This window comes from Kitasatospora sp. NPDC058478 (genome assembly GCF_042720345.1).
Taxonomy (GTDB): domain Bacteria; phylum Actinomycetota; class Actinomycetes; order Streptomycetales; family Streptomycetaceae; genus Kitasatospora.
Genome location: NZ_JBHXML010000030.1, coordinates 1 through 15,981 on the forward strand (window position 1 = coordinate 1; position 15,981 = coordinate 15,981).

Here is a 15,981-nt window from a genome sequence, read left to right on the forward strand (position 1 = left end):
GCCCTCCTGGCCACCTGGACCGGCGCCTGCTCGATATGCGGCCAACCCGCACCAACCCCCGACCCCCACCATAGGACCTAACAAAGCCCTACTAGGGATCGTTGCAACACCCCGGCTGGGGAGTGCAATGACCTTCGAGATTTGCAAGGGCCGGACGGTGGCCCAGGAGCCCAGGAGCCCAGGAGCCCAGGAGCCCAGGAGCCCGGGTGGCTCACGCGTGAGCGGGAGGCAAGCTTGTAGCAGATCGGCAGGTCCTCGGCTCCGTAGCCGAGGACCTGCCGCTGGTCAGCGCCGGCTTCACCTGCCCCGAAACGACCCAAGCCAATTGCACAATAAGCAATGATTCGACTACGGTCTGTCGCGAGCGACTCGTTTGACGCCTACCATCACCGCAGCTGAGCTCGCCCCGGCCGTCAGTAGAGGCCGGAAGCCCGGTTGCCTCGCCGTGCTCCCTCGGACACGAGACGATCCGCTGTCTCCCCTTCGGGCCGGATGATGAAGGGCCCGGACGGCACCAGAGGTCCCGTGCATTTCCGTACGGCGATCGACACGGGTGGAGGTCGGCGGTCGGTGTGTCCGCGCTCTCGCTCTGTCCGGTCCGATCGCGGCCGGGCAGTCGGATGCCGCACGCCGATGGACCCATCGGTCGACTTCTGGAGCGCTCTCTTGGCCGAGGCGATCAACCACCCCATTCCGCTCGACCAGTCCCAGGTGAATCTGGTGGCAGCTGTTCTACAACAGGCCGTGTGGGACTGCCGGCCACCGGCTGAACGGGCCACGCATGACGGTCAGGACTGCGGGATCACACTCGGCCGCTTGGCCGGGCACTGGACGGGCATCGCGGAACGTGAAGAGCACTGTGACGTCATCAATGTGAACGGCGAGCGGCTCTACGTCGTTTCCCTGTCCCTCGAAGGCTGGTACCAGGTACGCGCCGCGCTCAGCGAACACGCCGCACGGCTGTCACTCAAGCTGTCCGACAATCCGGAGAGCCGCGAGAACCGGCGACGCGTACGACGGGCCTTGCTTCTCGTGGATCGCATCAAGGAAGCAATCCATGGACGATGAGCCCATCGACGGAGCGGGCGAGCCAGTGTCAGGATGGCACCCGCCAGCCTTCAAACTGCCACGACCGACAGCGGTGAACAACCTCGCGACAGCTTTGTCGACGCGGGGGCTGTCCGACGCCGCGGCCCGCGCACTGGCGCGATCCGCCGTGCGGCCGGACGACATGCGGCGCAAACTGGCCGAAGCCACAGAGCTGAGAGTGCTGGGCGGGACTCTGTTCATCGTCGAGACCCGGCTGTGGTCCGCCTCAGTGATCCCCCATCCCGCCAACCCCCGGGAATACGGGCGTCGCCAGTACCCGCTCGGTGGCACCGACAGCGCTGTGGCCACCACCCCCGAGCCGGGCTCGCTGGTCGGCCGCCACGCCGAACTGGAACTCCGCGTCCCCAAGCCCGATCTTCTGGCACAGCTGCTTGAAGACACGAAAGAACGTCTGCTTCGGGAGAATCCCCTCGCGTACGACATCGCCGCGGAAGGTGTGCTACAGCCGCTGACGGTGGTTGCGCTCACTGTCGTGCACGCCAACGGACACCCCTGCTCCTCTCTGCTGGTAGCTGCGGACGGTTCGAGCCGTGTGAGCGCGGTCCACTCGCTCCTCGACTACTCGCCCTGCAGGTTGGCCTACGAATGGGGGCACGACGACCGGAAGTATCGGAAGGAGATCAACCGATGGATCCGGCACGCGCAGAAACAGGGCTGGGACGGCCTTCGCGAGGATGAACGCCAGAAGTTGCGTGCCCTCACTGTCCCGGCCCGAGTCGTGGTCGGCTTCGATCCTCACCCGCACGCGGGCCAGCGATTCCACATCGCGGTTCGCAACTTCATCGGGCTGACGCACATCCGCCCGCCGAGGCCCTACGGGCCTGCGGTGGAGAACGAAGCGAAGGCGGACGCCGTCCTGGACAGCCTCGCCGAACCGACACGTACCGGGGCGGCCCACATCACGGACGCGGAGAAGCGGTGGTTCTCCGCGACCGTCACCGCCGAGGAGGTGCTCACCAAGGGGCTCAGCCGCCATCCCGATATCAGGGCCGCGAGCATCGTCAGATCCCTGTTGGGCGGTGGCGTCGGAACCAGCCGCCGGGTGAATGAAGGCATCCGGTCCCTGACCGCGAAGCTGAGGCCCAAGCGTGAGGAACGCGTCGACATCGCCGTCGAGCTGATCCTTCGACCGTTGCGCGCGGGGAAGGAGGGCGACCTCGGCTTCATCCGGTCCCGTCGCGCAGCCTTGCAACGTGCCTATCGGCTACCCGAAATCGAGGGCTTGCCCGCCGGCCCCCTGATCGAGTCCGACGACCGAGGAGGTCCGACTCTGGAACAACTGCGTGACCGGGCTCTCGAGGAGGTCAGTCTCGGTCGCGGTAATGACGGCCGGCTGGGTGTCGCCCAGACGGAACTCGCAGTGAAGGCGGCCTACCACATGGCGGTGGCAGAGCCGATGGCCTTGCAGCGGGAGGTCTTCGGGGGATCCGGGGACGAGGACGACCGCTCCCCCGCCTCCGTGCTCCGGGCAATGCTCTCCTGCCACCGGGGTGTCCTCCAGGCGTACGAAGTCGTTCGCGCCGGACGGCAAGGCGACAAGCTGTACGAGGTCGGGGAGTCGGGCCATCGAGTCGTCACAGCCGCAGGCAAGGACAGAGAGTTGACCGACGGCCTGGTACGTCACGCCTACACCGGTGAACCGCTGGCAGAGGCGGCGGCCGGCTACCCGGCCGCGGCCATCTGCTGGGCGTCGGTGAGGAATTCCGTGAACTCCCTGCAACGGAACGTGAAGGTCATGGCGGCCGTACCGCAGCAGGTCGGTGGCAGAAGTCAGGTCGAGGAAGAGGGCTGGGATCCTGCCGAGGTTGTCTCCCTGCGCGGCGACCTCGATCGCATCGACCGGAACATCGCCCGCTGGGCGGATCGCCACATGGAATTGGAGCTGCTGCGAGAGGCAGAGCAGGATCCCACCGACACGATCGGCTAAAGGGTGCGCGGGGGCGACGTTGCCGTCCCTCACCTCATCCGCATCGCCGCATTCCTTCCGAAGCCTCCGTGGCGTACCTCTCCAGTGCAGGCACCCCGGTGGTGTCGCGATGCGCCTCCTGGTAGGTCTGGAAGGCCTCGTCGCGGTGCCCCCCGGTCTCCAGTGCTACGGCCAGCCGGAAGCGCAGGTCCAGCACGTGGTTGTCGATCCTCCCGTAGTGCCTCATCGCATCGCGCAGCCTATCCTTGATCATCGTTGCCGCCCGGGCCGGATCGCTAAGCATTACTTCCCCTGCCTGGCGGCACAGATCCTGGACCTCACTACGGTGCCGGAACTGCGGGGGCGTCGGCATGCTTGTGGCGCGCAACCGCAGAGCGGGCACCGGTTCCAAAGGGGCGCACGGATTGCGGTGCGGCAGGGTCGGGTCGTGCTCGATCAGGCCGTCGGGGGCGGGGCTCCCGCTCGTCGGCAGATACCCGCGCAGACGACGATTGACCTCGTCCGCAGTACCGGGCCTGTCGGCGGGGTCCTTGCTCAGGAGCAAGTCGACCAGCTCGACAAATTCGCGCGGGAGGTCGGGATTCACCCGTTCCAGCGGAATCGGCGACTCCTCCAGGTGCCATAGCTGGTAGTCGAAGACACTGGTCCCCTTGAACACCGGCCGGCCTGCCGCCATCTCATAGATGACGCCGCCGAGCGAGTAAAGATCGGACGACACCGTGGCAACCTGCCCCTTGAACTGCTCTGGGGCCATGTAGGCGAAGGTACCCGGCATGTCTCCCGTCCTCGTGAGCCTGGCTCTGCCGGCCTCCTCCGAGAATCGGGCGATGCCGAAGTCCAGGACCTTGATCAGGCCTTCCCGCTCCGTGAGCATGACATTCTCCGGCTTGATGTCCCGATGGACGATCCCCAATGCGTGCGCCTCCGCCAGCACGTGGCAGATTCCCACCGCCACGCTGGCCACCACACTCAGCTCCAACGCGCCGTGCTCGGCCATGAAATCCCTCAGGGTCAACCCTCGGATGTACTCCATGACCAGATAGGGGTAACCGTCCTCTTGGCCGTAGTCGAAGATGTGTGGGGCCCCCGCCACCTCGACCCTGGCGGTCGCGACCACCTCCTGTGCGAACCGCTTGATCAGGTCCTCCTGCCCTTGCGGATCCACGGAGTGCAACTGAGGGAATTTGACGACGATGACACGTTCCATCCTCTCGTCGTACGCCTTCCAGATCTCTCCCATACCTCCGGGGCTGAGGAACTCGTCCAGACGGTAGCGACCGGCGAGCAACAGGCCTCTGCGGGATTTCAGCACTGATTCCACCATTCCCGGGATTTTCCCGAGCCGTACGTCGACGTTCCGGAGACACACCGCGGCCCCTTGCCCCGGTGCCTGCGATCAGTGATGGGGTGGTTGCTCCACCGGACTGACAGAGCCGTCGGCCAGGGCGTCCAGCAATTGCCGGGCCATGTCGCGCCCGTCCCCGGCCAATCTGTCCAGGGACTCGTTGAATCGGGCCAGCTGCCGGAAGGCCCGTCCGATCCTCCGCTGTTCGTCCAGGCCTTGGACCGGCACGGAGAGGCGGGCACTGTCGATCCTCGTGCGGCTGCCGGAGTTCGACGTGCTTCCCGCGTAGCGCCTGTTCGTACCGTGGGCGAGTGTCCCCGCCAGGAACCAACTGTCGACCACTGACGGGTCCGGTCGGAGCACTGCGACTCCGGGGCCGGGCACGGCCCCGTACTCGACCGGGTCGGCCGGACGGGTTCCCTCGGTTCCACCGGTGAACAGCAGGACGTCTCCCTCGGCGACCACTTCCTCGGGCAGGGCGAGGGCCCGCTCCGTTGGCTCCGTACGAGAGATTCCCTGTTGCACGGTGATGGCCAAGTATTCGGTCAACCCCTCCCGCGCGGGATCGCGTCTGGACGTGCCGCGCCACATCCGGACCGCGCCCGTGCGTACGAGGTCGTCCAGCGAGGCCAGGGCAGGGGGAGCGGCAACGGTTTCCGCCACGACCGGCGGACCGGCCGACAGTTTCATCAGGTCCTGCCGGAAACGCGAGCGGTCCTCCTCCAGCTGCCGAAGGTCGACGGCGTCTCCGACCTCCCGCTGGACGTACCGGCTCGGGGTGAGGTTGACCTCGTTGTCGAGGAGGTCATGTGCTGGCAGTATCCGGCAGACCTCGCTGTCGGACCCGGCTCCTTCGAGGAATGCCCGCCACTGGGACACCACGACGCGGTGGACGAGTTGCCACTCGTCAGCCCCGTCCGCCTTGTCGGCGGCTGAGGCGGGAACGCTTTCGGCATCGATGAGGAGCACCTGCGGCGAGCCGTTGTCGTCCGGTGGCCCGGCGAGCCAGAGATGGGTCCCCATTCCGTGGACGGACGAGGCCCCGGAAGGCAGCGCGACGATCGCGCGCAAGGCGCCGCGACGCACGAGTTCGGCGCGGATGCGCCGCCCGGACGGCCGCACGGCAGCCGCTGCGGGCATCAGCATGGCGGCGTGCCCGTCGCTGTCGAGATGGGCCAGCGCGTGCTGGAACCACGCCAGTTCCGGCTCCGCATTCGGAGGAAGGCCGTAGCTCCAGCGCGAGTCGTAGCCCAGTTCGTTCCGCCCCCAGGAGCGCTGACCGAAGGGCGGATTGCACACGACGGCCTGGACGCGGTGTCCGGAGAAGGCGTCGTCGAGCAGCGCGTCGCCCGCCGCGAGCGCGGACTCCGCATCGGACCCGAGTCGGAGCCGGAGCCGGGTCACCTCGGCGAGGTCGGGGTCGAGGTCCTGGCCGTACAGGAACTCGGCTCCGCCATCGGCCATCGCGCTGAGCAGGCCTCCCGTCCCGCACGCGGGATCGAGTACCGTCCTCGGGGCCGTACCGTTGCCGGCCGCCACCACCTCGGCCATCAGGGCCGCAACGGGTGCCGACGTGACCTCCACCTGCCGCGCGTGGGCTTGGGTCCACCGGTCCAGCAGCGCCTCGAACAGCACCGACGCGCCGAGGTCGGCACTGAGCCGCCGCACCTGGTCGACGAAGTCCTGAGGCAGGTCGGGTCTGTCGTCGCTGCGGCCTGGCCGCCACTCGCCCGCGATCACGGCCCCGGTGGACGCCAGCACCGCGGCGGGACGCGTGGGGTCGCGCAGCGCGCTCATCCGCCGCCACAGCTCGCCGAGGGGCGAGACCGTCACGGCCCGTCCGTGTTCTCGGAGCCAGGTCACGACCTCGTCGAGCGAGAACTGCGGGCTCGCGGCCGTCCCCGCCACGGGTCCGGGAAAGTCGGGATGCCGTCTACGCCAGTTGCTGACAGCGGCGGGCCCGACGCCGGCGATACGCGCGATCTCCGCGGCCGTAACCATCGCACCACTCGTCATCGTTATCTCCCTCTACTCGATTCGATCGAAGCGCAAGTGGATCGTGAAGTCAAGTCACTCGATCGTGGTGGTTGATTGACTTCACACACTGTGCTCTCATGGTGCTCCCGCGAACCCCTATAGGCCTGGAGGCCACCATGGCGAGCTGGTTACCCCCGCCCCGCAGCAGCGGCCGCACCGACCTGATCCGCGTGTACGCAGGATCGGCCCGCACGCCGGAACGGCGGTGCGGGTACAAGACCGCTTTCAAGGCCCGCCCCGGACTCAGGCCTCCGAAGGGGTCACTGCCCGGTTACAAGGCTGACCCCCGGGAGGGTTTCAACCTGGCTCTGGCGGGTGCCGCGCTGGACCTGATCGAGCACCAGGACGTAGCGGTCGCCACCGCGCTGGCCCTCGCGCTGCGTGCCGATGGCGACCGCCCGGCGGCGGACCCTGGCCTCGTCGTATGGACCCGTACCGCGGTCACGCAGTACCTGGCCGGCGGTGAGCAGGGCCTGATTCCGGTACGCCACCCCTGGGTGCGGGTCACCTCCCTGAAAGCACCCGACGAACGGGGCGTGCGCCGTTACGAGCAGTGCGCCTGGGGCCGCCCTTACACCTCACCGGACGGATCCGTCCGCGAGCTGTGGATCCCGGTCGCTGGCCTGCTGTCCGAAGAAGAGCCCGACAAGGGCCAGTTGGCCGCGACCGCCATGGTCCTGGCGTTCGGGACTCCGCACCGACTTCCAGACAGGTTCCGGTGGAAGGACAACGCGGAACCGGTCGGAGCCGACACCCCAGACGGGGGACGGCTGCCCGATCTCGTCCGCATCCGTGAAGTTAGCTGCCTTGACGGAACGCGACGACTGGTAGACGAGCAGACGCCTGGGGAAGTCGAGGAAAGGTACCAGCGGATCGGGAGGCCGGAGCTCGCCGACGCGGTCTCCTCCGGTGACTTCGTCCCCGGCTACGACTGTGAGGACTGCAAACTCGTACCCGTCTGTCCCGCGCTCCGCCGCACCACCGGCCTCCTCGGAATCGAGGACACCACACGCCCCCGCCGGATCTGGTCCGTCACCAACGGCCGCTCGTACGCGGGGCGTCCGGACCACGACGAAGCGTGCGCCGCCCGCGAACGCCTCCGTCGGCTGAGGCTGCCGGACCGGACCGGTCGCTCCCTCACCCCCGCCGTCGTCCGAGGCCAGGCCGTACACGCCTGGATCCAGGAGCAGCATGAGCGTCATCCGGGCGTCGCCTGCCGGGCGGAGGACGCGCCGGACGGCAACTCCCCCTGGTCGGCCGGGAAGTGGACGGTGCCCCTGGAAGAAGCGGACACCGGGTCACGGATGGTGGTGGCCCACGTACGGCACTGCCCATACCAGCTCTCCACGGTGACGACGCTCATCCACGAGAAGTCCGTCATGATGCACGACACCGCCGCCGACGTGCTCGTGACCGCCAAGGTCGACCTGCTCTACCAGGACAGCGCCTCCTGGGTCTACCGGGAGATCAAGACCGATGCACGGTTCCGTCGTCCGAGTGAATCCGATCTGCTTCGTGATGTGCCCCAACTGGCCCTTGCCATCCTGCTCATGGAACGCGATCAGGGTGACCTCACGACTTCCCGGGTCGAGCTCGAACTGCTCGGGCCGGACAGAGCCCGGCTGGTGATTGTGGACCCGTCGGATCCCCTACGCAGGGCCGAAGCCCGCCAGGTCATCCACGACCTGGCGGCCGGCTGGCACACCGACACGACTGCGCTGCCCCGGCCCGGTCGGTACTGCCGGTACTGCGACATGGCGGAGTGGTGCCAACCTGGCCCGCCGCCCGGCGCGCCGACCGAGCAGGGAGTGCGGCCGTGACCTCGAACCCGCGGCGACCACGCGACAATCCGACTCGAACGGTCTTGTTCGAGCACCCTGCCACGCCGGGGTGGCCCGACCGGCAGGGGGCTCTCCTGCTGCGCAGCATCGCGACGGCCATCGTCCACCTCAGCGAGGTGCCCAACCCGGGGACCTTCGCCCTGCCGTACGCCGCCCCGGTGCAGCAGGCACTGGACGGCGTCATCCTTAGCTGCCTGCTCATGAAGGCTGAACCCCCGGAGAGTGTCCCCCAGCTGGTGGAGTGGTGCTCGGAGTTCCCGATCGACAACCTAGCCTTCCCCGTCCCGTCCGACATCGCACCGCCGGACTCATATCTGGTGGACCGGAAGACACGCCAACCCACCCAGATCTGCTACGAACTGGCGTTGAGCGGTGTCGACCCCACCGCGCAGCAGGTCGGGCGCCAGGCCATGGACGACGCTGCCGAACTCTGTCGTGACGACGACAGCCCCGACACCTACCGGGCTTTCCGTGAGCTGCTGATCAACCGTCCGGTCCTGACCGGCCGCGAACTGGCGACACTCCCCAACGACGGAACGGGCCTCGAAATCCTGGCAGCCCCGCTGCGTGCTCTCTACATCCCAGCAGCAGCAAGTCATCGGGACCACAACACCAGGACCTACACGGCTTGCGGATACTGCCGCACACTGCTGCACCCCATGGTGCACGGTGGTCTCGTCTGCGAGCGAGACACGTGCCGACTGCGGGGTACGACCAAACGGGGCAGGGAGTACCGGGCTGACGACAACGACGGCGGAACCCACCAACTGATCCGTCCACTTCGTCAATGGGTCGCCGGGCCGGGAACCCTGGAACAGGAACTGGCGGAACGGCTACAGAAGTACGGCGCCGTCGTGCAACTGTGGCCCTCCTACGGCACCTACGGACTGCATGTCCGCTTCCCCTGCGGCCAGTCGTGGGCGGTGGAGGTCAAGGACTGGTCCAGCGCAGCCCTGCTGGGAACGTCAGCCCGGCCACCCGCCGCGGACCCGCCGTACGACCGCTGCTTCTGGGCGGTACCACGCATCAGGCTCCACGCGGACACCGGGTACCGGAACAGGTTCCGAATCCACGGAGCTGGTCCGAACTCCGCCCGCCTGGAGCTCGTGGGCATCGACGACCTCGCACGGGCCGCACGCCGACAGTCGGCTGCGGTTCCCGGCCGCCACGCTCCAAGCGGGCCTCCCCTTCCAGCCGAAGGACTCTTCTGATGCGCGACCGTACCTCGTGGTACGCGAAACTCAGGCCGCAGATCCACCTGGCCTGGCCGACCGGCACCGGCCGGCGGCATACGACCCGTCTGTGCGTGGTCGAGCTCGCCCTGTACCTGCTGGAACGCCTCTGCCCCGGGGAATCCGCTCTGTCGGCGTGGACCCTGCTCGGCGGCTACCCGTTCGGCCTCGTCCACCAGGACACTCCAAAACGCCGCCGGGTGTTCCGGATCGCCCGCCACCAGATGTGGCGGTTCAGGCGGCCCCGTACCTGGGAGCGGGCCCTCGAGCAGTACTGCTCCTTCCCCGAGGAGGTCCGCGGCTATGTCATCACCGACCCCGCACTGCCTCCGCAGCGGGTGGCCACCTCGGTGGCGCCGGACCGCTGGAACGTGTACGAGGAGACGCTGACCAGTGAGCCGCCGTTCTACTTCCGGGACCGGCTTCCCCTCGCCGAGCCTGGTCAGGCCTACCGCTTCGTCCAGGGAAAGCTCCAGACCTCCGTCTCCCTGCCCGACTACCTGCCAGTGCTGGACGCACATCCCCATACCCTGCACATTCCGGTGCCCAGGAAGGGCCCGATCGGGGCAAGCCGTGACGACCTGCTCGCTACAGCCGCATGGATGGACCTCGAGCTTGGGATCGAAGAGAAGCACAAGACCTGGCACTACCGGGTGGGCCGGCTGGAGTTCGACCTCCTCGACTCCGTCAGTCAGGAGTTCGTCGAGGGCGGAAGCCTGTCCGTCGACGGGCTGCTGCACCTCGTCGGCATGGTGGGTGCAGGCAAAAGCACCCTGCGTGACGTACTGAGCATCCACCTCGCCCGCGAAGGCAGGAAGATCACCATCGTCGTTGGCGACGTTGCGGAACAACTGAGCCTCGTCCAGCTGTTGCGCCAGTTGCACGGTATCAAGGCCGCCCCTGTGCTCGGCACCTCCACCCGGGCCAGGAACGCCCAGCGAATGCATCGTCGGCTCTCGTCCCAGGGCTCCGGCAGCCTGCTCACCCACGAGGCCGAACACTTCACCTACCTGAGCACGGCCTGCCCGCTCGACGCTCTGCGAGGCGTGGAGGCGGCGGGACCACCGCAGATCTCCGAAGCCCCCTGCACCAGTCTGTATCCGGTCGAGCCGCCCGCCATGAACCCCTCGTCCGTCCAGGGCCTCGAACCCGCCGCAGGGGACACCACTGCGGCTACAGACGACCCGGTCGACGCCCGGGCACACGGGTGCCCGCTCTGGGGCGGCTGTCCGCGCCAGCGCGGCGCGGGCGAACTGGTCGATGCGGACATCTGGGTGGCTAACCCGGCAAGCCTCCTCTACGGACTAGTGCCCAGCCACCAGAACCGGGAGCGAGCACGTTTCCTGGAGGCCGCCGTCCAGCGCAGCGACCTGATCGTCGTCGACGAGGCCGACCGGGTGCAGATGCAGCTCGACACCATGTTCGCTCCCTCGGCCACGCTGGTGGGACGCTCGCCCGACTCCTGGCTCGACAGTCTGCAGAGCCACACCGCGAGCGAACTGGCCCGTCGGGGCCGGCTCCAACTGTCGAACTCCGACGTCGTGCGCTGGTCCTCAGCCCTCACCTTGGTGATCGCGGCGACCAACCGGATCTACTCCATGCTCATGCGCCACGAGAAACTGAGCTCGTGGGTACAGGCCGACTACTTCAGCACCTGGACGATCCAGCAGAAGCTCGTGGACGACTGGTTCCGCGGGGAACACGAGCCGGAGGACGACCAGGACGAGGAACCCGACCTCGATCCGGACAACGACACCGCCGCCGAGGACGACCCGGAGGAGTCCGACGCTCAGGAGCCCACTGACAGTGGCCCCAAGGAGGAGAGGGTAGCCCGACGAGACGCGGTGACGGCCCTCCTCGACGAGTTCCGCGACGACCCTCTGGGCGACCACCGACCCGCCGATCCGGAGCACGCGGAGCTGGTACGACTCACTCAGGACCTCCTCCACACCCTGGACGACGAGGAGACCCACCGCCGCGCCCAGACGACCTTGTCCGGCCTGCTCTGGGATCCCCTCGACAATCGCATCGACCTCCGGACCCGCACCCACCGGCTGGAGTTCATGCTTCTGCTCGCGGTGCTCCAGCACCGCCTCGACGTTCTCACAGACCTGTGGCCGCAGGTCGAGTCCCGTCTCAACCTGGAGGCGACCGACAACCAACTGTCGCGACGTCCTCCGATGGACTTCAGCCCGCTGGTACCCGAATCACCCATGGGTAACATCCTGGGGTTCCAGTTCCTGACCGAGGAGGAACCCGGTGCCGATCCCGGCACCAGCAGCCCCGTCCTCCGGTTCTTTCGGTGCGCGGGCGTCGGCCGCTCCCTGCTCCTCGGACTCCACGAAATGACCGGCCCGGGGGACACCGCTCCACCGCATGTCCTGCTGATGTCGGGCACGAGCTGGGCCGGCACCGCGGCGGGCGCCCACGTGCTGGCACCGGTCGGCGCGATCCTCAAAGCGCCGCCCAGGGAGCGCCAGGCGATCCGGCAGACGACGTTCCGCAAACTCTTCCTGAGGGGGCCGGATGGCAAGCCCCTGCACCTGTCGGGGACCCGCCCGGACCGACGGCCGAAAGTCCTGGAACTGATGCTGGACCGGCTTGCCCGCCCCCGTGACGGCCGGACGATGAGCGACCTGGACCAGGAGTTGGACCTGATCACCAACAGCCGCCGGCGGCGCCTGCTGCTCCTCGTCGGCTCGTACGAGGAAGCGCGGATCGGGGCGAAGTTCCTGCACGGAATTCCCCGGTGGCAAGGGAAGGTATGCCGGCTGGTCGCCGACGACGTCGAGCTGGAGGTCTCCTTCGGCGGCGCTGCCCCGGACACCTCGGACTTCCCCTACACGGACGACGAGCCCATGGTGCTGCGCCGAGGTGACGTCGCAGGTTTCGCCACCACGGGGGCCTTGGTCCTGATCGCCCCGCTCCTCTCCGTGGAGCGGGGCCACAACATCCTCAATGACCTCGGGCAGGCCGCCATCGGCTCGGTGTTCTTCCTCGCCCGTCCCCACCCGAGGCCCCACGACATCAACCTGGCTGTGCAGGGCATCAACAGCTGGGTCACCCGGTATCTCCTGAAGGACGGGCCTTTCGACGAACTGGTCGACTCCTCGGGCGACCTGGACGCAGCTGGGCGCGCCTTCCGCAGTCAGGCCCGCGGGCACTGGCGTCGGCTCCTCACCCGCCCGATGGCCTGGTGGTCGCTGTCGGACGAGGAGAAGGAGGCTTTCACGTGGGACAGGACCGTCGTCATGTGGCAGGTCATCGGCCGACTGGTACGCGGTGGGGTACCGGCCCGCGTCGTGTTTGTCGATTCCAAGTTCGCGGAGCGCGAGGCCACCGGACGCGGCCCCGACACCTTCCGCACCGGCCTGCTGGCCAGCATGCTGCACGTCCTGGAGCCGTACCTGACGGACGACCCAGGCAAGCCGCTCCGAGACCGCCAACTCGTCCGTGCTCTCTACGAGCCGTTGTACCTCGCGCTCAAGGAGATGCCCGCGTACCGGTCGGACACCCGCTCCCGCACGACCCGACGAGGAGAACGACATGGCCGTTGAGCCCTACGACCTGGTCCGGGCAGCCGCTTATGCCCCGCCCGAGGGGGCGCAGTGGGGCGTCCCCTACTACACGCTCAGCCTGCCCGAACATATCCGTGAGGCCCTCCTCGCCCTGTACCGCCTGGGGTTCCGGAGGCCGGAGCTCGGCCGGTCGGTACCCATCGGCCGCTTCAACAACCTGCTCCAGGCCTTGGCGCCCGAAGTGGTCTCGGTTGCGAGGTGGATCGACGTGAGCCGCGACGAACCGTGGCTCTACGCCCGCCGCCCGGTCCCCTCCGACGTGTTCGGCACTCTCTTCCGTGCATGGGTGAACGACCTCCGACCCGAGCCCGCCCACCGAAAGCTGGTCCGCCACCTGCTCGGCGAGTTCGACCTCGGCCAACTGACCTGGGAGCGCCGGAATGTGGCGATGCTGTCACGTAAACTCACTCACCCCGGCGGCACCGCCCAGCCTGACGAACGGCTCTATCAGCTGCTCCCCGATGCGTTGATCAACCAGGCTCTGGCTCTGGAACCGTTCACGTACGACGGTGGATCGCTCACGTTCCGCGGGGTGGCCCGCAGGCCGTCCGAACGAGGCGCGGAGATGATCTCCTGGCCGCCGGACGAACACCTCGACAAGGACGGCGTCCGCTGGCGGTACTCCGCGCTGATCGCCGTCACCCTCCAGAGCGTGCCCTTCGACGGATCCATCCGGATCCACGTCAGGACCGGTGTCCGCAGATGGGCCACTCGCACCGGGAAGGACGGCCTCTACCTCCCCCCTGCCCGCGCCACATCCGTGTACCTGCTGGCCGACGCCCCCTGGATCGCCGATTCCCCGGACTCCTGGGTCTCGGAGCGGTTCTCGGTGGCCCGGGTTCGCTACGACCGGAGGCTGGGCAAGTCCCGTTGGGAAGCCGGCGGCAGTGACGGGATCCTATCCCGGGTCCCGTTCCACCAAGCGCTGCCGGAGCCTTCGGAGCTGACCGGCCAGCCGATGGAATGGCTCAACCGGACGAAGGGCGTGACCGCGGCCGTCGTCCACAGCACCCACATGGGTTCGCACGGTGTCCTGCCCGGGTTGATGCCTGGTGACCGGGTGCCACTGACCGAATGGTTCGAGGCCGCCTTACCGGTGTGCCTGCCAAGGATCCCCGACCTGGTCCGTGCCGCTCGGTATCCCGTCAATCCACACCCGTACCGTCCGTCGAAGCCCGACGCTGAAGTGTATCCGGAGCCCTTGGATCGGCGGCAACGCGAGGACGTAGAACTCCGCCGGAGCCTGGCCGAGTTGACCGACGGGCTGCCGCTCCAGCTGGAGTTTCTGTGGAACACGACAGTTCACCGGGACGCCGGAGTGAAGGCGTTGGCCGCCGTCTTGGGCGTCGAGGAAACGAACCTGGAGGGTAAACCAGGACCGGAGGCACTGGTCTGGAAGACTCCCGAACTCACCGTTGAGCTCCGGCTGGAGCGTGTTGGGGAACTGGCGGCCCCGCTGGACCTCCCCCAAGAGACGAAGCGGAAGACGGAGGCCCTCCACGCGGCGATCGGACGGCGGCGAGAGGACGTGGCCCGGCGGGCGGACCCGATCAGCACCTCGGTGCTCCCCACCCTGGCACTCGTGGAAATCCGGGACCGGCGGACCTACGGACCGCGTGACGCCGACCCGAAGTTCGCATTGCGCCTGGGATTCAGCGACGTCCGTCGGCTCACCCAGTTCCTCGTCACCCAGCGCCGCCCGGACCATCAGGAGAAGGCGGCCAAGGCTCGGTTCGAGAAGCTGAAGTCGTGCTGGCGAGACGGCCTCCGCCAGTTGGGCCATCGGATCGTTCCTGAGCACAGTCTCGGTGACGCGATTCCCGCTGGCATCCAGTACGTCGCATTCTGGATCGTGAAACGACGTGTGGACGGCCCCACCCGAAAATCCGGGCTCGTTCCCGTGGCCGTCCGCATCCGGCCCGACGTGCGTGGCGGCCAGGCCTTGATGGGCTGGGACCACCTCAACGGCACCTGGCTTCCCTACCCGGAGTTCCTCCTGCGGCTCTCCGAACAGGCCACGCTTCCGGAGTCGGACGACGACACACCTGATGACTCCGGCCCGACGGACGAGGACCGGCCGGACGACCTGTTCTACGACGCTGAGGAGGATGACAGCCAGGGCACCGCCGAACCGGGGGAGCAACTCGCCACGGGACGCCTCGAAGATCAGCGCGCCTACGTCGCCGGGGCCGTCCAGGAACTCCTCTTCAGCCTGCGGGACACCCCGACCCTGCTTCTGGTGCACGCGCAGAACTCTCGCCGGTTCTGGCCCTGGCTGCAGAACGCCGTCGTTCAGAAGGACCGTGTTCAGATCCACGGCGAGCCCGTACAACGCCTCTCCGTCCAAGGTCCGGGTCTGCGACTCGTTCGCCTACGGAACCAATCGAGCGACGAGACTCCCCAGTGGTGGGCCTGCGATAAACAGTCCCCGACGGGCGGAAACGAGACGACAGCCGCACGGATCGGGATCGCGAAAGGCCTGTGGAAGAGTCCCAGGGCGGCGGAGGACAACCGCGTTTTCTCCAGTACCTCCCCCAAATCGTCGTCGGCGACGAAGTCCTCGGTAGTGGCCTCCCGTTGGGCCTTCCGGCCCTACACGAGGGATGGCAAAACCGGAATGACCATCGACACCGACAAGCCTGCCTGGAACCCCGTCCTGCTGGAGGTCGCCGTGGTCGGCTGCCAGCCCGGAGACGACCCGGAAGCTTGGGCGGGGCTGGCACACCAACTGCGCATGACACCGGACTACCGCGACATGCTGGCCCTGCCGTTGCCCCTCCACCTCGCGCGCAAGGCACAGGAATACGTCCTCCCCGTACACCGAGCCGGCGACGAATCGGCAGCGGAGGACAACGCGTCGGTCCAACTCGTCTTCGACCTCTTCGAGTCCACCACAGATGAGGGGTGACCG

The 15,981-nt window shown here is 67.9% G+C and carries 8 protein-coding genes; 6 read left to right on the forward strand and 2 right to left on the reverse strand.

From position 1 onward, the window contains the following. Positions 1-666: 666 nt before the first annotated feature. Positions 667-1,068: a hypothetical protein gene (locus ACFWPT_RS18275; RefSeq protein ID WP_380482747.1), complete on the forward strand. Its 402-nt coding sequence runs from the start codon at positions 667-669 to the stop codon at positions 1,066-1,068. After that, complete coding sequence (locus ACFWPT_RS18280; protein ID WP_380482749.1) at positions 1,058-3,037, forward strand: hypothetical protein; 1,980 nt, start codon at positions 1,058-1,060, stop codon at positions 3,035-3,037. Before ACFWPT_RS18275 ends, ACFWPT_RS18280 begins: the two co-directional genes overlap by 11 nt. 34 nt (positions 3,038-3,071) lie before the next feature. Here the strand turns inward: ACFWPT_RS18280 and ACFWPT_RS18285 are convergent, their stop codons facing one another. Both ACFWPT_RS18285 and ACFWPT_RS18290 read right to left on the reverse strand, forming a co-directional pair. After that, positions 3,072-4,361, reverse strand: a complete 1,290-nt coding sequence (locus ACFWPT_RS18285) for a serine/threonine protein kinase (RefSeq protein ID WP_380482751.1) — start codon at positions 4,359-4,361, stop codon at positions 3,072-3,074. A 72-nt stretch (positions 4,362-4,433) separates the two neighbouring features. Next, a complete protein-coding gene (locus tag ACFWPT_RS18290) occupies positions 4,434-6,398 on the reverse strand; it encodes an N-6 DNA methylase (protein WP_380482753.1) in 1,965 nt (654 codons plus the stop codon). A 137-nt stretch (positions 6,399-6,535) separates the two neighbouring features. On the opposite strand from ACFWPT_RS18290, the gene ACFWPT_RS18295 reads away from it, so the two are divergent. The 4 genes from ACFWPT_RS18295 to ACFWPT_RS18310 are packed head-to-tail and all read left to right on the forward strand — an operon-like array spanning position 6,536 to position 15,978. After that, on the forward strand, positions 6,536-8,239 hold the full coding sequence (locus ACFWPT_RS18295; RefSeq protein WP_380482755.1) for a PD-(D/E)XK nuclease family protein: 1,704 nt from the start codon (positions 6,536-6,538) through the stop codon (positions 8,237-8,239). Then, positions 8,236-9,471 carry a hypothetical protein gene (locus tag ACFWPT_RS18300; RefSeq protein ID WP_380482757.1) on the forward strand — a complete coding sequence of 412 codons (1,236 nt, stop codon included), beginning with the start codon at positions 8,236-8,238 and terminating at the stop codon, positions 9,469-9,471. The genes ACFWPT_RS18295 and ACFWPT_RS18300 overlap by 4 nt, the downstream gene beginning before the upstream one ends. Beyond that, on the forward strand, positions 9,471-13,049 hold the full coding sequence (locus tag ACFWPT_RS18305) for a hypothetical protein (protein WP_380482759.1): 3,579 nt from the start codon (positions 9,471-9,473) through the stop codon (positions 13,047-13,049). The genes ACFWPT_RS18300 and ACFWPT_RS18305 overlap by 1 nt, the downstream gene beginning before the upstream one ends. Then, positions 13,039-15,978 carry a pPIWI_RE module domain-containing protein gene (locus tag ACFWPT_RS18310; protein WP_380482761.1) on the forward strand — a complete coding sequence of 980 codons (2,940 nt, stop codon included), beginning with the start codon at positions 13,039-13,041 and terminating at the stop codon, positions 15,976-15,978. The genes ACFWPT_RS18305 and ACFWPT_RS18310 overlap by 11 nt, the downstream gene beginning before the upstream one ends. The last annotated feature ends 3 nt before the right edge of the window (positions 15,979-15,981 follow it).